The sequence below is a fragment of the Lutibaculum baratangense AMV1 genome, from assembly GCF_000496075.1.
Classification (GTDB): domain Bacteria; phylum Pseudomonadota; class Alphaproteobacteria; order Rhizobiales; family Tepidamorphaceae; genus Lutibaculum; species Lutibaculum baratangense.
Genome location: NZ_AWXZ01000039.1, coordinates 491,838 through 512,018, shown reverse-complemented (window position 1 = coordinate 512,018; position 20,181 = coordinate 491,838). Strand labels below are relative to the sequence as shown.

General features: G+C 67.8%; 19 protein-coding genes. 6 read left to right on the top strand and 13 right to left on the bottom strand.

Annotated elements, in window-relative coordinates; translation table 11 throughout:
* Window positions 1-113 precede the first annotated feature (113 nt).
* From rseP to N177_RS17050, 11 genes are all read right to left on the bottom strand, one after another.
* The gene (rseP, locus tag N177_RS17100) at window positions 114-1,256 is read right to left on the bottom strand and encodes an RIP metalloprotease RseP (RefSeq protein WP_023433655.1); all 1,143 of its coding nucleotides are present in this window, start codon (window positions 1,254-1,256) and stop codon (window positions 114-116) included.
* Window positions 1,257-1,282: 26 nt separating this feature from the next.
* Window positions 1,283-2,464: a 1-deoxy-D-xylulose-5-phosphate reductoisomerase gene (dxr, locus tag N177_RS17095; protein WP_023433654.1), complete on the bottom strand. Its 1,182-nt coding sequence runs from the start codon at window positions 2,462-2,464 to the stop codon at window positions 1,283-1,285.
* Window positions 2,465-2,488: 24 nt separating this feature from the next.
* A complete protein-coding gene (locus N177_RS17090; RefSeq protein ID WP_023433653.1) occupies window positions 2,489-3,340 on the bottom strand; it encodes a phosphatidate cytidylyltransferase in 852 nt (283 codons plus the stop codon).
* An 8-nt stretch (window positions 3,341-3,348) separates the two neighbouring features.
* Window positions 3,349-4,104: an isoprenyl transferase gene (locus tag N177_RS17085; RefSeq protein WP_023433652.1), complete on the bottom strand. Its 756-nt coding sequence runs from the start codon at window positions 4,102-4,104 to the stop codon at window positions 3,349-3,351.
* 26 nt (window positions 4,105-4,130) lie between these two features.
* Window positions 4,131-4,691: a ribosome recycling factor gene (gene frr / locus N177_RS17080; protein WP_040485975.1), complete on the bottom strand. Its 561-nt coding sequence runs from the start codon at window positions 4,689-4,691 to the stop codon at window positions 4,131-4,133.
* Window positions 4,692-4,754: 63 nt separating this feature from the next.
* Window positions 4,755-5,456: a UMP kinase gene (pyrH, locus tag N177_RS17075; protein WP_023433650.1), complete on the bottom strand. Its 702-nt coding sequence runs from the start codon at window positions 5,454-5,456 to the stop codon at window positions 4,755-4,757.
* A 25-nt stretch (window positions 5,457-5,481) separates the two neighbouring features.
* Window positions 5,482-6,414 carry a translation elongation factor Ts gene (gene tsf, locus N177_RS17070; RefSeq protein WP_023433649.1) on the bottom strand — a complete coding sequence of 311 codons (933 nt, stop codon included), beginning with the start codon at window positions 6,412-6,414 and terminating at the stop codon, window positions 5,482-5,484.
* Between the two features lie 93 nt (window positions 6,415-6,507).
* Entirely contained in the window at window positions 6,508-7,548 is a 1,041-nt protein-coding gene (locus N177_RS17065) for a 30S ribosomal protein S2 (RefSeq protein WP_040485974.1), read from the bottom strand.
* Window positions 7,549-7,808: 260 nt separating this feature from the next.
* Complete coding sequence (locus N177_RS17060) at window positions 7,809-8,642, bottom strand: YihY/virulence factor BrkB family protein (RefSeq protein WP_023433647.1); 834 nt, start codon at window positions 8,640-8,642, stop codon at window positions 7,809-7,811.
* A gap of 138 nt (window positions 8,643-8,780) precedes the next feature.
* Window positions 8,781-9,509, bottom strand: coding sequence for an HAD family hydrolase (locus N177_RS17055; protein WP_023433646.1), 729 nt, complete (start codon window positions 9,507-9,509; stop codon window positions 8,781-8,783).
* A gap of 94 nt (window positions 9,510-9,603) precedes the next feature.
* Complete coding sequence (locus N177_RS17050) at window positions 9,604-10,593, bottom strand: GlxA family transcriptional regulator (protein WP_023433645.1); 990 nt, start codon at window positions 10,591-10,593, stop codon at window positions 9,604-9,606.
* A 103-nt stretch (window positions 10,594-10,696) separates the two neighbouring features.
* Between N177_RS17050 and N177_RS17045 the strand changes: the two genes are divergently transcribed.
* The 5 genes from N177_RS17045 to N177_RS17025 are packed head-to-tail and all read left to right on the top strand — an operon-like array spanning window position 10,697 to window position 17,101.
* Window positions 10,697-11,602, top strand: coding sequence for a beta-keto acid cleavage family enzyme (locus N177_RS17045; protein ID WP_023433644.1), 906 nt, complete (start codon window positions 10,697-10,699; stop codon window positions 11,600-11,602).
* Between the two features lie 4 nt (window positions 11,603-11,606).
* Window positions 11,607-13,103, top strand: a complete 1,497-nt coding sequence (locus N177_RS17040) for a carnitine 3-dehydrogenase (protein ID WP_040485973.1) — start codon at window positions 11,607-11,609, stop codon at window positions 13,101-13,103.
* A gap of 13 nt (window positions 13,104-13,116) precedes the next feature.
* Window positions 13,117-14,277: an acyl-CoA dehydrogenase family protein gene (locus tag N177_RS17035; RefSeq protein ID WP_023433642.1), complete on the top strand. Its 1,161-nt coding sequence runs from the start codon at window positions 13,117-13,119 to the stop codon at window positions 14,275-14,277.
* Window positions 14,277-16,334 (top strand): acetate--CoA ligase family protein, encoded by a 2,058-nt coding sequence (locus tag N177_RS17030; protein ID WP_023433641.1) that lies wholly within the window; start codon window positions 14,277-14,279, stop codon window positions 16,332-16,334. Before N177_RS17035 ends, N177_RS17030 begins: the two co-directional genes overlap by 1 nt.
* Window positions 16,319-17,101, top strand: a complete 783-nt coding sequence (locus N177_RS17025; protein ID WP_023433640.1) for a carnitinyl-CoA dehydratase — start codon at window positions 16,319-16,321, stop codon at window positions 17,099-17,101. Before N177_RS17030 ends, N177_RS17025 begins: the two co-directional genes overlap by 16 nt.
* Before the next feature lie 64 nt (window positions 17,102-17,165).
* Here N177_RS17025 and N177_RS17020 read toward each other — a convergent pair whose 3' ends face one another.
* On the bottom strand, window positions 17,166-17,861 hold the full coding sequence (locus N177_RS17020; protein WP_023433639.1) for a GntR family transcriptional regulator: 696 nt from the start codon (window positions 17,859-17,861) through the stop codon (window positions 17,166-17,168).
* Window positions 17,862-17,903: 42 nt separating this feature from the next.
* Window positions 17,904-18,590 carry a DUF2848 domain-containing protein gene (locus tag N177_RS17015; RefSeq protein ID WP_023433638.1) on the bottom strand — a complete coding sequence of 229 codons (687 nt, stop codon included), beginning with the start codon at window positions 18,588-18,590 and terminating at the stop codon, window positions 17,904-17,906.
* A gap of 258 nt (window positions 18,591-18,848) precedes the next feature.
* On the opposite strand from N177_RS17015, the gene N177_RS17010 reads away from it, so the two are divergent.
* On the top strand, window positions 18,849-20,132 hold the full coding sequence (locus N177_RS17010) for an ABC transporter substrate-binding protein (RefSeq protein WP_023433637.1): 1,284 nt from the start codon (window positions 18,849-18,851) through the stop codon (window positions 20,130-20,132).
* Window positions 20,133-20,181 lie beyond the last annotated feature (49 nt).

Below are 20,181 nucleotides of genomic sequence, written 5' to 3'. Positions count from 1 at the left end.
CGAGCAGCGGCCTCTTAGAGCGCTTCGGGTTGTATCCCGTTTGCCCTGCTCTGGAAACAGCCAACACCGATTGCCCCCTCAGATGCCCCACGCCGTTGCACGCCGGCAACGAGTTACAGATTTGCCAGATGCCTGATGTCGTTCCACGTCGCGAAGATCATCAGCATCAGCACGAAGGCCAGTCCCACCCGAAAGCCGATCTCCATCGCTCTCGCGCTCAGCGGCCGCCCCCTGACGGCCTCGACCGCATAGAAGAGAAGGTGCCCGCCGTCCAGCATCGGAATTGGCAGCAGGTTCAGAAGCCCGATAGAGATCGACAGCACCGCCGTCAGATTGAGAAGCGCCGCGAACCCGAGTTGCGCCACCTCGCCCGAGACCTGGGCGATGCGGATCGGACCGCCCAACTGGTCGGCCGCCTGCGTGCCCGTCACGACCCCCGCAAGATAGGCTCCGGTGCGCTCGACCACGAACCACGTCTCACCCAATCCCATCACGAAGGCGGTAAACGGATCGTATCGCTTCATCGTCGCGGAGCCGCCGACGACACCCTGTATGCCCAGCCGCCCGATGCGCTGCGTCGAGCCAAAGGGATCGCTGATCTCCTGGAGTTCGGGGGTGGCGGCCAGAACCACCTCCTCTCCGCCGCGGTCGACCCGAAAGGTGAGTTCCACCTCGGGATTCGTGCTGACGATGCGCTGCATCTCCGAGAAGCTGCCGATCGCCCTGCCGTCGATCGCCGTTATCACGTCGCCCGGCTGGAATCCCGCCTCGGCGGCTGCGCTGTCGGGGACCACCGTCTCCACCTCGGCCGGTGAAACGAAGCGGCCGATGGTCGTGAAGATCACCGTGAAGATCACGACCGCGAGGATGAAGTTCGCGATAGGCCCAGCGGCGACGATCGCCGCGCGAGCTCCGAGCCCCTTCCCATGGAAACTCGCGCGTCGGTCGTCTTCGGCCATGCCCGCGACCGCCTCCGAATCGGGAGCGCTGGCGACGTTCTCATCGCCGAAGAAGCGCACATAGCCGCCGAGCGGGATGACCGAGAGCTTCCAGCGCGTGCCATGGCGATCGGTGAAGCCCCAAAGCTCGGGCCCGAATCCGACAGAGAAGGCTTCGATCTTCACGCCGCACCAGCGCGCGACCATGAAGTGGCCGAGCTCGTGGAAGAACACCACAACCGTGAGGACGAAGAGGAAAGGCAGCGCATAGAACAGAAAGCTGCCGCCGAATCCTCCGAGGCCGTTCAGTAGTTCCATCAGAGCCCCTCCGTCCGGGCTTCCGGTCAGGCCGATTCCGGCGCGCGAGCGATTGCTTCGCGCGTCAGCATCCGAGCCCAGCGGTCAAGTTCGAGTGCATCGTCGAGCTCGGCAGGAGCCGTAAGCGGCGAAGCGGCTGCGCGATCAAGAACAGCACCCACGATTCTGGCAATATCGAGGAACCGTAGTCGACCGACCAGGAATTCGGCGACGGCGACCTCGTTCGCGGCGTTGAGAACGGTTGGGGCGCCCCCGCCGGCGCCGAGCGCCGCCAGAGCGTGGGCAAGCGCGGGGAAGCGAACGAGGTCGGGTTCCTCGAACGTCAGTTTTGCGAGCCGCGCCAGGTCAAGTCGCGGCACCGGCGTCGTCATGCGTGCCGGCCAGGCGAGGCTGAGGGCGATCGGCGTACGCATGTCGGGCGGCGCAAGCTGGGCCAGGACGGATCCGTCCGTGTAGGAGACGAGGCCATGCACCACGCTCTCCGGATGCACGAGCACACGAAGCTGTTCGGCCGAGAGGGCGAAGAGATGATGGGCCTCGATAAGCTCCAGGCCCTTGTTCATGAGTGTCGCCGAGTCGACCGAGACCTTGGCACCCATCGACCAGTTGGGGTGGCACACGGCTTCGGCCGCAGTGACCTGCTCGAGCCGCTCCAGGCTCGCAGTCCTGAACGGCCCACCCGACGCAGTCAGCGTCGCCGTCTCCACGCAATCGCGATTCCGTCCCTCGAGGGCCTGGAAGATCGCGCTGTGCTCGGAGTCGACCGGCAGGACCTCCGCTTCATGCTCCCGCGCCGTGCGCATGAAGCAGTCGCCGGCGGAGACCAGACACTCCTTGTTGGCCAGGAGGACGGTGGTTCCCCGCCTGAGCGCCGCCAGGGTCGGCGCGAGCCCGGCCGTGCCGACGATCGCAGCCATCACGCGGTCCGCCGGCCGCTCCGCCGCCTCGACGAGCGCCGCCGGTCCCGCTCCGCAGGCAATACCCGATCCCGACAGCTGAGCCTTGAGCTCTTCATAGGCCGCCGGATCCGCCACCGCCGCGAATTGGGCACCGTGGCGGCGCGCGATGGCCGCCAGCGCTTTAGCGTTTGTCCCGGCCGTGACGGAAGAAAGCACGAAGCGCTCGGGCAACCGGCCGACGAGATCGAGCGTCGAGGTGCCGATCGATCCGGTGGCGCCGAGGATAGTAAGGGATTGAGGCTCGCTCATGCGCCTCCCCCTATCACAGAACGCCTACCAGGCAATGAGACCTCCAGCGGAGTGATCCGCACCTGCCCGGGCCATTCCGATCAGCACACCGACCACCGCGGCGGCAGCGAGCCCATCGACACGGTCCATCACACCGCCATGACCGGGGATGAGCCTGCTCGAGTCCTTCGCACCGAAGTGTCGCTTGAGCGCCGATTCGGCGAGATCGCCCGCCTGGGCCACCGCGCTCAGCACGACCGGCAGGAAGAAGGGAACGGGCGCAACGCCAGGCGAGAAATACAGCAGGATCGATGAGGCGGCGAAGGCTGCCACAGTCCCGCCAACGGCCCCCGACCACGTCTTGTTCGGCGAGACCCGCCGCCAGAGCTTGGGTCCTCCGACGAGCCTGCCGGTGAAGTAGGCTCCGACATCACCAGCCCAAACCACGGCGAACAGCCAGAAGACGCAGATGAGGCCGATCGTGGAATCGCCGCGCAGGACGACGAGAGACAGCGTCGGAAGCCCGCCATAGATGACCGCGGCGCCGGCACCGAACGGCACAGACCTCGGGCGGGGCGAAAGCACATGCGCGGCGACCGCTGCCGCCCCCAGAACGAGGACCGCAGACAGAACTCCATGGAGCAGAAGCGCAACGACCGCTGCCGCGACACCGGCCATGCCGGCAATAGTCGCGGCATCCCGCCGCTTCTGTCTCGTGATCCCGTTCCACTCCCACGTGATCGCCACGCCCATGACCGCGCAGACGATCGCGAAGGGTGTTCCTCCCAGCCACGCCGCGGCGAGAGCCACGGGACCCAGCACGACGGCAGAGGCGAGCCTCAGCCAGAGGTCCGCCAGCCGGGACCCAGTGAGCGGTTGATCGGGCAGCCTCGCCACCGGTCCGCCTATTCCGCCGGATGCGGAACGAGCCCGCCGAATCTCCGCTCCCGGCGGGCATAGAGATCGAGTGCCTTCAGGAACTCGTTGCGATCGAAGTCGGGCCACCAGATCGGCAGGAACACGAACTCCGTATATGCGCACTGCCACAGCAGGAAGTTCGAGATCCTCTGCTCGCCGCTCGTGCGGATCAGGAGGTCGGGCTCCGGCAGGCCGGCGGTGTCGAGACGGGCGGCCAGCGCTTCCTCGTCGATCGCGTCCGCGTCGAGGCGACCCGAGGCAACATCGCGCGCCAGTGCCTGGGCTGCTCTGACGATCTCGTCCCGGGCGCCGTAGTTGAACGCGACCTGCAGAAAGAGCCCGTCATTGTCCGCCGTCTCCCGCTCGGCATGCTCGACGAGCTCGAGAATGTCCGGGCGAAGATCGTCCCGCCGTCCGAGCACCCGGACACGCACGTTGTTTCGCGTCAACTCGGCGAGATCGTCGCGTATGAAGTGCCTCAGGAGCTGCATCAGCTCCGTGACCTCGCTCTGCGGCCGCGACCAGTTCTCGGACGAGAAGCTGAAGAGAGTGAGGTAGCGGACGCCCAGATTCGCCGCCTCACGCAGCGTCCGCCGCAATGCCTCGACACCCGCGTGATGTCCCTTGGCCCGCGGGAGGCCGCGATCCGCCGCCCATCGCCCGTTGCCGTCCATGATGATGGCGACATGGGTCGGCCTGGACGACTTCGCGTCCTGCGTCGGGACGGCGTCTCCACCACGCATCAGGAAGGTCTCCGGCCGGATGCGGCCTAAACCTGCATCACTTCCTTTTCCTTGGTGACCAGCATCTCGTCGATCTCCTTGATCGACGCGTCGGTCGCCTTCTGCACCTCATCGGCATAGACGCGCTGGTCATCCTCGCTGATCGCGTGATCCTTCTCGAGCTTCTTCAGCGTGTCCATCCCGTCCCGGCGGACATGGCGCACCGCCACCCTGGCCTGTTCCGCGTATTTGTGCGCCACCTTGACGATCTCCTGGCGACGCTGCTCGTTCAGCTCCGGGATCGGGAGACGCAGGGTCTGCCCGTCCATCACCGGGTTCAGGCCGAGATCCGACTCGCGAATTGCACGGTCGACCGCGCCGACCAGCGATCGGTCCCAGACACTGACCGAAATCATGCGAGGCTCGGGGACGCTCACCGTCGCGACCTGGCTGATCGGCATGCTCGAGCCATAGGCATCGACCGTGATCGGATCCAGCAAGCCCGCGCTCGCTCGTCCGGTCCGAAGTCCGGCAAAATCGGACTTTAGAGAGCTCACTGCTCCCTGCATCCGACGCTTCAGATCGTTGATGTCGAATTCCCCGGCCATTGAGGTTCCCCTTCTCGTTTCTTCTGGCGCGAGCGCCCTCCCGCACCGAGGCGCGTCGCGGCCCTATCCGGCGACTCGTGTGAAGCGGCCGCGGCCGGCAAGGACATCGGCAAGCGCGCCGTCGCGATGAATGTCGAACACGATTATCGGAATGCCGCTGTCGCGGGCAAGCGCGATCGCGGCGGAATCCATCACCCGCAGGTCCCTGGCGAGGACCTCGCCATAGGTCAGCGTCTCGAAGCGAGTGGCAGCAGGATTGGTCTTCGGATCGGAATCGTAGACGCCGTCGACCTGGGTCGCCTTCAGTATGGCCGAGCATCCAAGCTCCGCCGCACGCAACGCAGCGGTGGAATCGGTCGTGAAGAAGGGCGAACCCGTGCCACCACCGAGGACGACGATCTCGCCGCTCTTCAGATACTCGTCGGCGCGGTAGCGCGTATAGGTCTCGCAGATCGATTCCATGGGGATCGCCGACATCGGCCGAGCGGCCACGCCTGCGTCGCGAAGCGCCTGTGCGACGGCGAGCGAGTTCATGACGGTGGCGAGCATGCCCATGTAATCGGCGCTGGCGCGATCCATGCCCTTCGCGGCGCCAGCCATGCCGCGGAAGATGTTGCCGCCCCCGACGACGATAGCGATGCTGGCCCCATCGCGGGCGCACTCGGCGATCTCGCGCGCGTACTCCCTCGTCGTCGGAAGGTCGATACCAAAAGGCGAGGCGCCCATGAGCGCCTCGCCGGAGAGCTTCAGGAGAACCCGGGTCATCTCGATTGACTCCCGCGGGTCTCGCTCAGCGGCCTCCCGCCGCGGCCGCAACCTCGGCGGCGAAGTCCGACGTCTCCTTCTCGATGCCCTCGCCGATCGCGAAGCGCGCGAAGCCCTTCACGGTGATCGGTGCGCCGACCTCGGCCTCGGCATTCTTCACCGCTTTCTCGACGGACGTGTCGGGATCGACGACGAAGGCCTGCTTCAGAAGAACGGACTCCTCGTAGAACTTCCGGATGCGCCCCTCGATCATCTTGTCGATGATGCTGTCGGGCTTCCCGGACTCGCGGGCCTGCTCGCGGAGCACGGTCCGCTCGCGCTCCACAACCTCGGGGTCCAGATCGTTCACGTCGAGCGCGAGGGGGCTCGTTGCCGCCACATGCATCGCGACCTGACGGCCGATCACGTCGAGCGCAGCCTTGTCGCCCGACGATTCGAGCGCGACGAGCACGCCGATGCGGCCGAGATTCGGAGCGGTCGCGCTGTGCACGTACGCGGAGACGACGCCCTGCTCCACCGAGAACACCTGCGCGCGGCGCAGGGTCATGTTCTCGCCGATCTGCGCCACGCTCTCCGTGACCTGCTCCTGGACAGAGCGACCGGCGCCGGGATAGGCGCTCTGCTTGAGCGCCTCCACATCGCCGTCGCCCTGAAGCGCGACCTCGGCGATGGTCGTGACCATCTTCTGGAAGATCTCGTTGCGGGCGACGAAATCCGTCTCGGCGTTCACTTCGACGACTGCCGCCTTCTCGGTGCCGCCGCCGGCCACCGCGACCAGACCCTCTGCGGCGACGCGTCCGGCCTTCTTCGCGGCTTTCGACAGACCCTTCGCGCGCAGCCAGTCGATGGCCGCCTCCATGTCGCCGTCGTTCTCGGCGAGCGCGGTCTTGCAGTCCATCATGCCCGCGCCGGTCTTCTCGCGGAGTTCCTTCACCATCGACGCGGTGACATTAGCCATAACGGCCTCCTGATCGATTCAATAAGAGCGTTTGGCTCCGAACATGACATCCGGAGCCAATTCGGTTGTGACGGCGGGTGAACCCGCCGCTCCTCACGCCTCCTCGAGGTCGGCCAGCTTCTTGGCCTGCTCGATCCAGCCGTCACGCTCGACGCGGCCCTTGACGGCCAGCGCCTCGTCGACCCGGGCGGCATCCTGCTGCGAGAAGGCAGCGACCTGCCAGTAATGGAAGATGCCCATGTCGTTGAGCTTCTGCTCCATCACCGGGCCGAGCCCTGCGATCTTCTTGAGATCGTCGGGAGCGCCACGCGGGGCAGAAAGCGTTTCGAACGAGAAGTCGCCCGTCGGCTGAGCGGCGGTCGCCGTGTCGTTGTCGGCCAGAGCTTCCTCGACGATCGGCTCCTCGGACTCGCCGATATCGACGCCGATGTCGCCCTGCCCGCGGCCGATGCCGTCGATCGCGGCGCGCGCAACCATGTCGCAGTAGAAATTGATCGCGCGTCCGGCGTCATCGTTGCCGGGGACGGGGAACGTGATGCCGTCAGGATCGCAGTTCGAATCGAGCACGGCAGCGACCGGGATGCCGAGGCGTCGCGCCTCTTGGATCGCGATCTGCTCCTTGTTGGTGTCGATCACGAAGATGAGGTCGGGCTGCCCGCCCATGTCCTTGATCCCGCCGAGCGACCGCTCGAGCTTGTCCCGCTCGCGCGTCAGACGAAGGAGTTCCTTCTTCGTGAGGTTACCGGCCTCACCCGTCTCACCCGACAGGATCTCCTCGACGCGGCGCAGACGCTGGATGGAGTGCGAGATGGTCTTCCAGTTCGTCAGCATGCCGCCGAGCCAGCGGGCGTTGACGTAGTACTGCGCGCACCGGCGGGCCGCCGCGGCCACCTCTTCCGCAGCCTGCCGCTTCGTGCCGACGAACAGCACGCGGCCGCCCTGCGCGACGGTGTCGCTGACGGCCTCGAGCGCGCGGTGCAGCATCGGCACGGTCTGCGCGAGGTCGATGATGTGGATGTTGTTGCGCGACCCGAAGAGATACGGCTCCATCTTCGGATTCCAGCGGTGGGTCTGGTGGCCGAAGTGAACGCCCGCCTCGAGAAGCTGACGCATAGTGAACGTGGGCAGTGCCATGGCCCTGAAACTCCAGTCTTCCGGTTGATCCTCCGCGAGCACTGCATTCGCCGACCGATCGACGAACACCGGAAAAGCGCGTCTGCTGCTGCAGGACGCGCCTGGTCACGCTCGCGTGCGAGATGGCGGGGTTATATGCACTCCTTACAAGGCTTTCAAGCGCCCATTCCATCGGCGGTGCGTGTGGCAGCGCCGGCGGAAACGATGCCGTACCTCCGCGACTTCGTGGCAGCCATGCGCGCAGCATCGATCCAGCTGATCTAGAGCCCCTGTTGCCGGCTCTGCGAATAGGCCTTCACGAACTCGGCTCCGAACAGCAGGATCTGGGAGGAGTAGTAGACCCAGAGGAGAATGGTCACGAGAGAGCCTGCGGCGCCGTAGGCCGACGTCACTCCGCTCTCGCCGATATAGAGTGCGATGAGGATCTTGCCGAGCTGGAAAAGGAGCGCGGTGACGAAAGCACCGACGAGCACGTCCCACCAGGCGATCTCGAACTCCGGCAGCAGCTTGAAGACGAGGGCGAAGAGCACCGTCGCGACGCACAGGGAGACGATGACGTTGCCGGCGGAGACCACGATCTCCGCTGCGCCGAACCGCGACCCCATCGCGCCGGTGGCGGCCGCCAGGGCGGCGTCGATCGCGAGGGACACGAGCAGCAGAAACCCGATGCAGACCACGAGGCTCAGGCTCAGGAGCCTGCTGCGGATCAGCGCGGTGACGGCCGATGCACGAGTGTCGACCTTCCAGATTTGGTGGAGATTGTCCTGCAACTCCGAGATCGCGCCGGTGGCGAGGATCAGGAACAGCGCGATTCCGGTCGCGGTCGAAACCACACCCGTTCCGAAGTCCCCGGCGCCTTCTAGCATGTCGTCCACGGCTGCGGCAGCACCTGAGCCGATCAGGCCTCGGAATTCCGCGACCACCGCCGCACGCGCCGCCGCCTCGTCATAGACCATGCCGGCGACCGAGATGGCGATGAGCAACACGGGCATCAGCGAGAAGATCGTGTAGAACGAGAGCGCTGCGCCCATGCGAAGACACCGGTCGTTCCACCAGCCGGCCAGCGCAGTCCGGAAGAGGTGTTTTACTCGCATCAACAGGCCTCGATTCACGAAACGGCGCGTGCCGGGCATTGGAGCTATCGATCTAGCGGCACCGGCTCCGTCCTCAAGCCATCGCGCGTGTCGCGGCCCAACCCGGGATCCTCCAACATCCTGATCGTGGGCCAGACCTCATGTCCCCCGTTGGTGCGGCCAGACACCGAGCCTGTCGAACAGCGCCTCTAGCTGGTCGATGCCGGTGATCACGTGATCCGCCTCCGCCTCGAGCTCCTCCCGCGTGGCCGTGCCCGTCAGCACGCCGACGCACAGTGCGCAGCCTGCGGCGCGGCCCATCCGGATGTCGTGCAGGTTGTCGCCGACGACAGCCACGTCGCCCGGCGCCAGTCCGGCCTCGCGGCAGAAGGCGAGGACCATGCCCGCTTCCGGCTTCCCGCCATGTCCGCTGTCGTAACCCGCCAGGAAGAGAGGCTGGCGGTCGAGCCCGATCTCGCGGAGGGTGGCCATAGCCCCGGAGGCGCTGTCACTCGTGGCGACCGCGAGCCTCAACCCGCGGGCGGCGAGGCGCTCGAACAGCGTGGCGACGTCCGTGACGGCGACAGCGCCAGCGGCACCTTGCGTGAAGATCTCGTCCAGTGCCGCCACGAGGCCGGCATGATCGTGGCGGGCACCAGCGGCGATCCACGCCTCCGCGATCTCCCCTGTGTGCCCCGCCGCCAGCAGGCTGCCACCTCGCACCCCGTGGCTCTGCGGATCCTGTCCGCCGACCGCCAGGAGGCGTACCTCGAGGTCGAGGTCCCCCGCTGCCGCGTACCTGGCCGCCCGGATGTTGATCGGGACCCAGGTCCGGGCGTAGTCGATCAGCGTGCCGTCCTTGTCGAATACGATGCCCCGTATCGGCACGCCTTCTCCCCTTCCACCGAACGCAGCACAGCCCGGCAGTCGAAGCTGCAACCGCTTCACTCCCGAGGCCGTCCTCAGGTCTCCACCACGATGTCTAGACCGAGTTCTGGCTCCGGGCCATCCGGCGGGCCTCTGTCGGGCTTAGGCCGAAGCGCTGCCGGAACGCGCGTGCGAAGGCCGAAGCCGATCCGAAGCCGACCCTTTCGGCGATCGCCGTGATGCTCTGCCGCGTCTCGACGACGAGCCTGCGCCCCGCATTCAGCCTGGCGCCCAGGTAGAACTCGCCGGGCGACATGCCGACGACGCTTGCGAAGAGTGTCTCGAGCGTTCTCCGGCTTGTGCCCAGTCGCTCTGCGATCCCGGCGACAGGTAGCGGATCGGCCAGCGCCTCCTCCATCAGTCGCATCGCCTTGGCCACGCGCGGCTCGTACCAGTCGAGCCGGCCGAGCGAGAGCGAGGGCTGCGGGTCCTCCCCGGTGCGCGACTGGTCGTAGATGAAGACGCTCGCGACATCCAGGGCGAGCGCGTAGCCCTGCCGCGCCCGGATCAGCGCAAGCATCGTGTCGAGGGCCGGCGACGCCCCGCCGGTCGTGAAGAACTGCCCGTCGATCACGTAGCGGTTGGGGCGAACGTCGGTGTCGGGAAAGCGGCTGGCAAAGATCTCGAGATCCTCCCAGTGTGTCGTCGCTCGACGGCCGCCGAGCAGACCGGCGAGCCCTAGGACCCATGCCCCTGCCTCGACGCCACCCATGCACAACCCTCGCCGCGCCAGGTGCCGCAGCTGCCCGAGAAGCCGCGGGCTCGCATGGCGCTCGACGTTGAACGAGGCGACCACCACGAGAGCGTCACGCGTCGCCTCGGGGTCGAACACGCCATCCATCGGCAGCCGGATGCCACTCGACGTGACGACTTCCGTGCCGACAGCTCCCAGCAGCCGCCAATCGTAGAGCTTGCGCCCGGACACGCGGTTGGCCGCCCGCAGCGGCTCGAGCGTCGAGGCGAACGAGAGCAGCGACACGTCCGGCAGGACCAGGAGGTCGAGCCGCAGCGTCTCCTCGCTGGGGTGAAAAATCGATCGGTGCACCGCGCAATCCGTATCAAGATCTGCGCGCCCTGTATCACATGGCGCGTGCCTCCACGCCAAGCTGCGCACCAACCGATCTCGAACAACCCGAAGGAGGAACGACATGGCGCTCGCGATGAACCGGGAGGTCTTCATAACCTGCGCGCTCTCCGGCGCCGGCGACACGACGGGCAAGTCCGACAAGGTGCCGGTCACGCCCGAGCAGCTCGCGAAGGACGCCATCGCCGCGGCCAAGGCCGGCGCGGCGGTCGTCCACATCCACGTCCGCGATCCGCAGACGAAGGCCGGCTCCCGCGACGTCGCGCTCTACCGCGAGGCCGTCGAGCGCATCCGAAACTCCGGCGTCGACATGGTGATCAACCTGACGGCCGGGATGGGCGGCGACCTGACGCTCGGCTCGACGGAAAAGCCGCTGCCGCCGGCCGAGACGGGCACCGACATGGTCGGCGCGACCGAGCGCCTGGCCCATGTCGCGGAGCTCCTGCCCGAGATCTGCACGCTCGACTGCGGCACGATGAACTTCGGTGAGGGCGACTACGTCATGACGAACACGCCCGCCATGCTCAAGGACATGGCGGCGCAAATCCAGAAGCTCGGCGTGAAGCCCGAGATCGAGATCTTCGACACGGGCCACCTCGTGCTCGCGAAGTGGCTCGTCGACCAGGGGCTGATCGACGAACCCGTCCTCGTCCAGCTCTGCATGGGCATTCCGTGGGGCGCGCCGAACGACCTGCCGACGCTCATGTCGATGGTCCACAACCTGCCGGAGAACTGGGTGTTCTCGGCCTTCTCGATCGGCCGCGACCAGATGCCCTATGCCGCCGCCGCGATGCTCGCCGGCGGCAATGTCCGCGTCGGCCTCGAGGACAACATCTACCTGTCGCGCGGTGTCCTGGCCTCGAACGAGGACCTCGTCCTGAAGGCGAAGGGGATCGTCGAGGGCCTCGGCGCGAAGGTGATCGGCCCCGACGCCGTGCGCGACAAACTCAAGCTCAGGAAGCAAGGCTGACGAAATGGCACTTCCGAGACAAGTCGCCGTGATCGGCGGCGGGGTGATCGGCGCCGGCTGGGTCGCCCGCTACATCCACAACGGCATCGACGTCGCGATCTTCGATCCCGACCCGGAGGCCCCGCGCAAGGTTGGCGAGGTCGTCGCCGGCGCCGACCGCGCCTACGCGCGGCTCACGAACGCACCGCAGACCGCCAAGGGCAGCTATCGTTTCGCCTCTTCCGTGGCCGACGCGGTGAAGGACGCCGAGCTGATCACAGAGGCCGCCCCCGAGCAGACGGCGCTGAAGCGGAAGATCTACGCCGAGATCGAGGCTGCGGCGGGCGCCGACGTTCCGATCGCCTCCTCGACCTCAGGCATCAAGCCGACCGACCTGCAGGCCGAGATGAAGCATCCCGGCCGCCTGCTCGTGGCGCACCCCTTCAACCCGGTCTACCTCCTGCCGCTCGTCGAGATCGTCGGCGGCGAGAAGAGCAGCGAAGCTGCGATGACGAGGGCCGAGGAGATTTTCTCGGAGATCGGCATGAAGCCGCTCCGTATCCGCAAGGAAATCGACGCCTTCGTCGCCGACCGCTTCCTCGAGGCGGTTTGGCGCGAAGCCTTGTGGCTCGTGAAGGACGGCGTGGCGACGACCGAGGAGATCGACGACGCGATCCGCTTCGGCTTCGGCCTGCGCTGGGCGCAGATGGGCCTGTTCGAGACCTACCGCGTCGCCGGCGGCGAGGCGGGCATGCGCCACTTCATGGCGCAGTTCGGCCCCACGCTGAGCTGGCCGTGGACGAAGCTCATGGACGTGCCGGAGTTCAACAACGAGCTCGTCGACCTGATCGCCGGCCAGTCGGACGCACAGTCGGGCCACCGATCCATCCGGGAGCTCGAGCGGATCCGCGACGAGAACCTCGTCGCGATCATGCAGGCGCTGAAAGGTCAGAACGACGGCAAGGGCTGGGGTGCCGGCGAAACGCTGCGCCAGTACGAGGACCGGCTCTACGCACGTGCCCATGCGCGCGCCGCCGCGGCCGAGCACGACATCACGAAGCCGCTGCGGCTCCACGAGACGACCGTTTCGCCCGCCTGGACGGACTATAACGGCCACATGACCGAGTTCCGCTACCTGCAGGTTCTCGGCGACGCGACCGACGCGCTCCTGCGCTTCGTCGGCATGGACGAGGCCTACAACGCGTCGGGCCGCTCCTTCTACACGGTCGAGACGCATATAAGGCACCTGCGCGAGGTCCGCGCCGGCAAGCCGATCCACGCGCTCACCACCGTCCTGATGGCGGACGAGAAGAAGCTCCACCTCTTCCACGAGATCCGCCACGGCGAGACGGACGAGGTGCTGGCGACGGGCGAGCACCTGCTGCTGCACGTCGACACGAAGGAGGGCCGCGCCTGCCCGGCCGGCGAGGAGATCCAGGCGAAGGCGAAGCAGATCGCCGCCGCGCACGAGGCCCTGCCCCGTCCCGAGGGCGCCGGCCGATCGGTCGGACAGAAGAAATAGCGGGAGGACCGACATGAATTTCGACCTGACGGACGAGCAGCGCATGGTGGTCGACACCGTGCGCGAGTTCGTCGAGACCGAGATGTACCCGCACGAGGCCGAGGTCGAGCGGCTCGGCGAGGTGCCGAAGGAGATCGGCGCCGAGATCAAGCGCAAGGTCATCGAGCTCGGCTTCCACGCGCCGAACATGGCCGAGGAGGTCGGCGGCGGCGGCCTCGACCACCTGACCTTCGCGCTCCTCGAGCGCGAGCTCGGCCGCGCCTCGATGGCGCTGTCGGTGTTCTGGGGTCGCCCCTCGAATATCCTGATGGCCTGCGAGGGCGAGCAGCGCGAGAAGTACCTCATGCCCGCCGTCACCGGCGAGAAGATGGACGCGCTCGCGATGACCGAGCCGGACGCGGGCTCCGACGTGCGCGGCATGAAGTGCTTCGCGCGGGCCGACGGCGACGACTTTGTCGTCAACGGCACGAAGCACTTCATCTCCCACGCCGACGTCGCCGACTTCGTCATCGTCTTCATCGCGACGGGCGAGGAGGACACGCCGCGCGGCCGCAAGAAGAAGATCACCTGCTTCCTCGTCGACCGCGGCACGCCGGGCTTCGAGATCGTGCCGGGCTACCGCTCGGTGTCGCATCGCGGCTACCACAACATGATCCTGAACTTCGACGACTGCCGCCTGCCGCGGAGCCAGGTGCTCGGCGAGATCGACGGCGGCTTCGACGTGATGAACGAGTGGCTCTACGCCACGCGCATCACGGTGGCGGCGATGTGCGTCGGCCGGGCGCGCAGGGTCTTCGACCTCGCCGTGCAGTACGCCGCCGACCGCAAGCAGTTCGGCCAGCCGATCGGCAAGTTCCAGGGCGTCGGCTTCAAGCTCGCCGACATGATCACGGAGATCGACGCGGCCGACTGGCTGACCCTCGCCTCGGCCGACGCGCTCGACAAGGGCCGCGACGCGAACCGCCAGATCGCCTCGGCGAAGCTCTACGCGAGCGAGATGCTGGCGCGCGTCACCGACGAGGCGATCCAGATCTACGGCGGCATGGGCCTGATGGACGAACTGCCGCTCGAGCGCTTCTGGCGCGATGCCCGCGTGGAACGCATCTGGGACGGCACCTCGGAGATCCAGAGGCACATCATCGCCCGCAGCCTCCTGCGTCCGCTGGGCGCCTGATGTCGCGGCTCGAGCGGGTCTTCAGGCCGAGAACACTCGCCGTCATCGGTGGCAGGCAGGCCGAGGAGGTGGTGCGGCAGTGCGACCGGATGGGCTTCGACGGCGACATCTGGCCGGTCCACCCCAAGAAGGACGAAGTCTGCGGGCGGCGCTGCTACCGCAGCATCGCGGACCTCCCTGCCGCCCCCGACGCGGCCTTCGTCGGCGTCAATCGAGAGCTGACGGTTTCGATCGTGCGCGCGCTTTCCGCCCGCGGCGCCGGCGGGGCGATCTGCTACGCCTCCGGCTTCGGCGAGACGCATGACGGGGCGGCGCTGAACGCCGCCCTCCTCGAGGCGGCGGGCAAGATGCCGGTCGTCGGCCCCAACTGCTACGGCGTCATCAACTATCTCGACGGCGCCCTGATGTGGCCCGACCAGCACGGGGGAAAACGCTGCGAGCGCGGCGTGGCAATCGTCACGCAGTCCTCCAACATCGCGATCAACATGACGATGCAGCGCCGCGGCCTGCCGATCGCCTATGTCGCGACGGCCGGCAACCAGGCGCAGACGGGCCTGTCGGAGATCGCGCTGGCACTCCTCGAGGATCCCCGCGTCACCGCGGTCGGCCTGCATGTCGAGGGCATCGACGATCTGCGCCGCTACGAGGCGCTCGCCGAGGCCGCCCGGAAGGCCGGCACCCCCGTCGTCGCCTTCACCGTCGGGCGCTCCGACGAGGCGCGCGCCGCCACCGTCTCCCACACGGCCTCCGTCGCCGGCGCCGCCGCCGCGTCCGACGCATTCTTCGACCGGCTCGGCATCCCGCGGCTCCACACGATCCCGGAGTTCCTCGAGACGCTGAAGCTCCTCCACGTCCACGGCCCCCTCCCCGGCTCCGCAATCTCGTCGATGAGCTGCTCTGGCGGCGAGGCGGCGATCATGGCGGACGCGGCGGTCGGCCGGCGTGTGTCGTACAAGAAGCTGGGCTGTGCGGACCGGGCGCGCGTGAAATCGACCCTCAACGACATGGTCGCGATCGCCAACCCGCTCGACTACCACACCTTCGTCTGGGGCAAGCGCGAGGCGATGGCCGACACGTTCTCGGCCATGATGGAGACGGGCTTCGACCTCTCCTGCCTCGTCCTCGACTTCCCCCGCACCGACCGCTGCGACGATGCCGACTGGGACGTCACGGTGAACGCTCTGTCCGATGCCGTCTCGCGCACCGGCGCGCGCGCCGCGATCGTCGCGTCGATGACCGAGAACCTGCCCGAGGCCCGCTGCGAGGAGATCGTCGGCCTCGGCATCGTGCCGTTCTGCGGCATCGCCGAGACGATGGCGTCCATCGAGGCCGCCGCGCAGATCGGGCGGGCGTGGGCGCGGCCCTTCGCCTCGCCCGCGCTCGTCGGGACGGAGCCGACCTTCGACACGCGCACGCTTTCCGAGCCCGAGGCGAAGGCCGCGCTCGCCGCCGCCGGCATTCCCGTGCCTCGCGGCTGCGTCGCCCGCACGCCTGCCGAAGCGGCCGCCATCGCGGCGGAGATCGGCTTCCCCGTCGCGCTGAAAGCGATCGGCCTCGCCCACAAGAGCGAGGCCCGCGGCGTCAGGCTGAGGCTCACAGACGCCGCCGCGGTCGAGGCAGCGGCCGGCGACATGGCCGGCATCACGACCGGCTTCCTCGTCGAGTGCATGGTCGACGAGCCCGTCGCCGAGCTGCTCGTCGGCGTGGTGCGCGACCCGCAGTTCGGCTTCCTCATGACGCTCGGCCTCGGCGGCGTGCTCGTCGAGCTCCTGAAGGACACCGTGTCGCTCATCCTGCCGGCGACGCGAGACGAGTTCCGCACCGCGCTCATGTCGCTGAAGGCTGCGCCGGTCCTCACCGGCTATCGCGGCAGCCGCGCCTCCGACCTCGAGGCGGCGCTCGACGCGATCGAGGCGGTCGCCGCCTATGTCGCAGCCAACGCAGGCCATCTGCAGGAAATCGAGATCAATCCGCTGCTCGTCTGCGGCGAGGGCCGGGGTGCCTTCGCGGCCGACGCGCTGATCCGCACGAAGGAGGAATCATGGGCGACGCCGTGAAGACCCGCCGCGAGGGCGGCATCCTCGAGGTCACGCTCGACCGGCCGAAGGCGAACGCGATCGACTATCCCACGAGCCGGGTGATGGGCGAGGTGTTCGCGGAGTTCCGCGACGATCCCGACACGCGCGTCGCGATCGTCACCGGCGGCGGGAGCAAGTTCTTCTCCGCCGGCTGGGACCTGAAAGCCGCGGCGGCCGGCGCCGCCGTCGACGACGACACGGGCATCGGCGGCTTCGGGGGCCTGCAGGAGCTCAGGGACTTCAACAAGCCCGTCATCGCCGCCGTCAACGGCATGGCGGTCGGCGGCGGCTTCGAGCTCGCGCTCTCCTGCGACCTCATCCTCGCGGCCGATCACGCGACCTTCGCGCTGCCGGAGATCCGCGCCGGCACGGTCGCCGACGCCGCGACCGCGAAGCTGCCGAAGCGCATCCCGTTTCACGTGGCGATGGACATGCTCTACACCGGCCGCTGGATGGACGCGGAGGAAGCGCTGCGCTGGGGCCTCCTGAAGGAGATCGTCCCCGCCGCGGGCCTCATGGACAAGGCCTGGGAGCTCGCGCGCCTGCTCGAGAAGGGCCCGCCTCTCGTCTTCGCCGCGATCAAGGAGATCGCCCGCGACGCGGAGGGCTCGGACTACCAGACCGTGATGAACAAGATCGCCCGGCGGCAATACGCCACCGTCGACATCCTGTACGGCAGCGAGGACCAGCTCGAGGGACCCCGCGCCTTCGCCGAGAAACGGGATCCCGTCTGGAAAGGTCGCTGACGATCCGCCACGAGCGAGGGCGGTCGGGTGCAGCCTCAGGAGGCTCGCGACGCCCGCGTGTCCCTCAGATCTGGCGGGTGACGTTCGTGCGGAAGGCTTCGATGTGGAACCGCATCGCCTCGGCGGCCCCATCCGGATCGTGCGCGGCGATGGCATCCACTATCGCGGCGTGCTGCTCGCACACGCGGTCGTGGTGGTCGGGCGCCCTGAGGGAGACGAACCAGAAGCGCTGGGCGCGGTCGTGCAGGTTCGCCAGGAAATCCGACAGGATCGAGTTGCGCCCCGCGGCCGACAGCGCGGAATGGAACTCCCGGTCGAGACGCATCAGCTCGTTGATCTCGCGCCGCCGTGACGCACGGCGCATGCCGTCGAGGTTGTCGCGCAGCACCTCCACGTCGCCCCGTTCGGCGCGCTGCGCGGCAAGCCGGGCACAATAGGTCTCGTTGATCACCCGAACGTCGATGATCTCGAGCGCCTCATGGAGGCTGAGCGGCCGAACCATGACGCCTTTGCGCGGCAGCACCTCCACGAGACCATCGACCATGAGCCGGTCGAGCGCCTGGTGCACCGGCGTCCGCCCGATGCCGAGAGCCGTGCTGACGGCTGCTTCGCTCAAGACCTCGCCCGGCCTCAGCTCGCAGGTGATGATCTGCTGCTTGATCAGCCTGTACGCCTGGTCGCGCAGCGAGACTCGCCGCGCGGGTCCCTCGTCGCGCTGCATGCCCTTCTCGCGCGCAGCCGCCTGCTCCTGCATGCTCATCGTGTGCTGCCGTCTCTGGCCCCGGGCGGCAAAGCTAGGGCCTCAGCCGCGGTCGGGCAATTCGCGTATCGCATAGCGGCACGTCAGCCGCCGGTTCAGCACGGGATCCTCAAGCTCGCACTCGAAGGCGGTCGCGGGACGCACGCCGCCGATCGCCACGAACGTGCCGCCGAACATCACCGTGCCGGGCTTCAGCTGCCCGCCAGCGTCATACCCATGGATGAGAGAGTCCGGCGGAAGCATGCCCTTCAGCGCGCCCTCCTGATAGAGCACGCGTTCGCCGTCGATCATGGCGTGGCTGCGGAGCACGAGCTCGTCCCAGTGGTCCGCGACCTCTTCGAATGGCCAGACCGCCGCCCCGATCGGCTTGTCGCACATCTGCTTCGACAGCGTGACACCGATTGTCTCGGCCTTGCGATCGGTGTGGTCTGAGCCGACGCCGACATAGAGGCCCCTGGGCCCGGCCAGGAGGACGAACTCGGCCTCGCCGGTCGACGCGCCACCGAGAACCTCGATCGTGGGTGCCCGAGTGAGGCGGCTCGCGGCCGCGGCGTAGTAGATCGGGGTGTGCGCGGGTCGCTTGACCCCCAGCGCCTCGAGCTCGGCGATGTGGTGCTCCATCGCCTCCTTGTTCCGGCCCGTCCAGCCGGCGATCACCAGCTCGTCGACCGAAATCGTGTCGTCCGACGCGCCGTTCACGCTCTCGATCCGGATGGGCAGTTCAAGCATCTTGGTTTTTCCCTTGCGCGAGCACGGTAGGGGGGTGGCCCGGTTCTTTGGTTGGCGCTGCCGGCAGCCTGCCCGCCCTCGTGAGGCCGCGACAGGCTGTGCAACACAGCTCCACGTTTAATGCCCTTGTGAAATTTCACAAGACCTTTTTAATATATCGCTGATCGCCACCGAGCGAGGGGCGTGGGGCGGCCGCCATGGGGCATCGCGGTGACCGCCCGAGCCTCGGCACCGAGGCGCCAACGAGGAGAACAGGACATGTGGAAGCTAGCAGCGACACTCGCGGTCGGACTGGGCGTGATCGCCGGGCCCGCGGCGGCGCAGGACAGGCCCGAGCGGATCGGGATGGGGATCTTCACCTTCACATCGGGGCCCGCGGCCGCCTACGGTATGCCGGGCCGCAACGCCGCGGAGTTGATCATCGAACAGATCAACGAGGCCGGCGGCATCGGCGGCGTGCCGATCGCGCCGACCTATGTCGACGAGGCTCAGGGCGGCGAGGGCGTGGTGTCGGAGTTCCGGCGGCTGGCCGGCGACCAGTCGATCGGCGTGATGGTGGCCGCGCTGTCGAGCGGCAACTGCATGGCGCTCGCGCCGATCGCTGACCAGCTCGAAGTGCCGATGGTCACCTGGAACTGCGACACGCACCAGCTCTTCCTCGGCGAGGAGCACCCTTACGTCTTCCGGCCGAATTCGAGCACGGTCCCGGAGTTCATCTCCTACGCGGCCTACCTCGCCCAGAAGAGCCCCGACGCGACCCGCATCGCGATCATCAATCCCGACTACGCCTTCGGTCACGACGCTGCGCAGATCTTCACCGGCGCGATGAAGGCCTTCAACCCGGACGTCGAGGTGGTGGCCGAGCTCTTCCCCAAGCTCGGCACGGCGAGCTTCAACACCGAGATCTCGCGCATCGCGGCCGCCAGGCCCGACGTCATCTTCTCGAATCTCTGGGGGGCCGACCTTGAGAACTTCGTCCGCCAGGCGCAGGCCCGCGGCCTCTTCCGGTCGTCGCAGGTCGTCCTGGCGCTCGGCGAATCGGTGCTGCAGCGCGTCGAACTGCCGGAAGGAGTCATCGTCGGCGTGCTCGGTGACGGCTGGTGGATGTCGCCGGATGCCCAGGCGAACGAGCGGACGAAGGAGTTCGTCTCGGCCTACAGGGAGAGGTTCGGCGAGTACCCGGTCTTCCCCGCCATGAAGATGGCGAACACGATCCTCGCCGTTCAGGCGGCCTACGAGAAGGCGATCGAGGCGAGCGACGGCTGGCCCGGCCGCGCCGATCTCCGCGAAGCCTTCGCGGGCCTCGAGCTCGAGACGCTGACCGGCACGGTGACGGTCCGCGAGGATCATGACGGTCTCGTGGACCAGCTGGTCGGCGTCACCGTCGCGTCCGACGAACACGACTTCCCCGTCATCGGCGAGATGGTGCGCTACCCTGCCGACCAGGTGACGCCGCCGGTCGGCGAGGACCCGATGGCCTGGATCGGGACGCTGACGCCCGACTTCGCAGCCTCGCTGCCGAAGCCCGGATCCTACGAGTAGGAGCCGTTCGACGCGCGGGCGGGGCCTGCCCCGCCCGCTGAACCCCCAA

Coding starts and splice junctions, on each gene's coding strand:
- N177_RS17025 (WP_023433640.1), top strand. CDS start 16,319: ATGGGCGACGCCGTGAAGACCCGCCGCGAGGGCGGCATCCTCGAGGTC.
- N177_RS17015 (WP_023433638.1), bottom strand. CDS start 18,590: ATGCTTGAACTGCCCATCCGGATCGAGAGCGTGAACGGCGCGTCGGAC.
- dxr (WP_023433654.1), bottom strand. CDS start 2,464: ATGAGCGAGCCTCAATCCCTTACTATCCTCGGCGCCACCGGATCGATC.
- N177_RS17010 (WP_023433637.1), top strand. CDS start 18,849: ATGTGGAAGCTAGCAGCGACACTCGCGGTCGGACTGGGCGTGATCGCC.
- N177_RS17040 (WP_040485973.1), top strand. CDS start 11,607: ATGGCACTTCCGAGACAAGTCGCCGTGATCGGCGGCGGGGTGATCGGC.
- N177_RS17045 (WP_023433644.1), top strand. CDS start 10,697: ATGGCGCTCGCGATGAACCGGGAGGTCTTCATAACCTGCGCGCTCTCC.
- N177_RS17060 (WP_023433647.1), bottom strand. CDS start 8,642: ATGCGAGTAAAACACCTCTTCCGGACTGCGCTGGCCGGCTGGTGGAAC.
- N177_RS17030 (WP_023433641.1), top strand. CDS start 14,277: ATGTCGCGGCTCGAGCGGGTCTTCAGGCCGAGAACACTCGCCGTCATC.
- N177_RS17085 (WP_023433652.1), bottom strand. CDS start 4,104: ATGCGTGGTGGAGACGCCGTCCCGACGCAGGACGCGAAGTCGTCCAGG.
- tsf (WP_023433649.1), bottom strand. CDS start 6,414: ATGGCTAATGTCACCGCGTCGATGGTGAAGGAACTCCGCGAGAAGACC.
- frr (WP_040485975.1), bottom strand. CDS start 4,691: ATGGCCGGGGAATTCGACATCAACGATCTGAAGCGTCGGATGCAGGGA.
- N177_RS17065 (WP_040485974.1), bottom strand. CDS start 7,548: ATGGCACTGCCCACGTTCACTATGCGTCAGCTTCTCGAGGCGGGCGTT.
- rseP (WP_023433655.1), bottom strand. CDS start 1,256: ATGGAACTACTGAACGGCCTCGGAGGATTCGGCGGCAGCTTTCTGTTC.
- N177_RS17035 (WP_023433642.1), top strand. CDS start 13,117: ATGAATTTCGACCTGACGGACGAGCAGCGCATGGTGGTCGACACCGTG.
- N177_RS17020 (WP_023433639.1), bottom strand. CDS start 17,861: ATGAGCATGCAGGAGCAGGCGGCTGCGCGCGAGAAGGGCATGCAGCGC.
- pyrH (WP_023433650.1), bottom strand. CDS start 5,456: ATGACCCGGGTTCTCCTGAAGCTCTCCGGCGAGGCGCTCATGGGCGCC.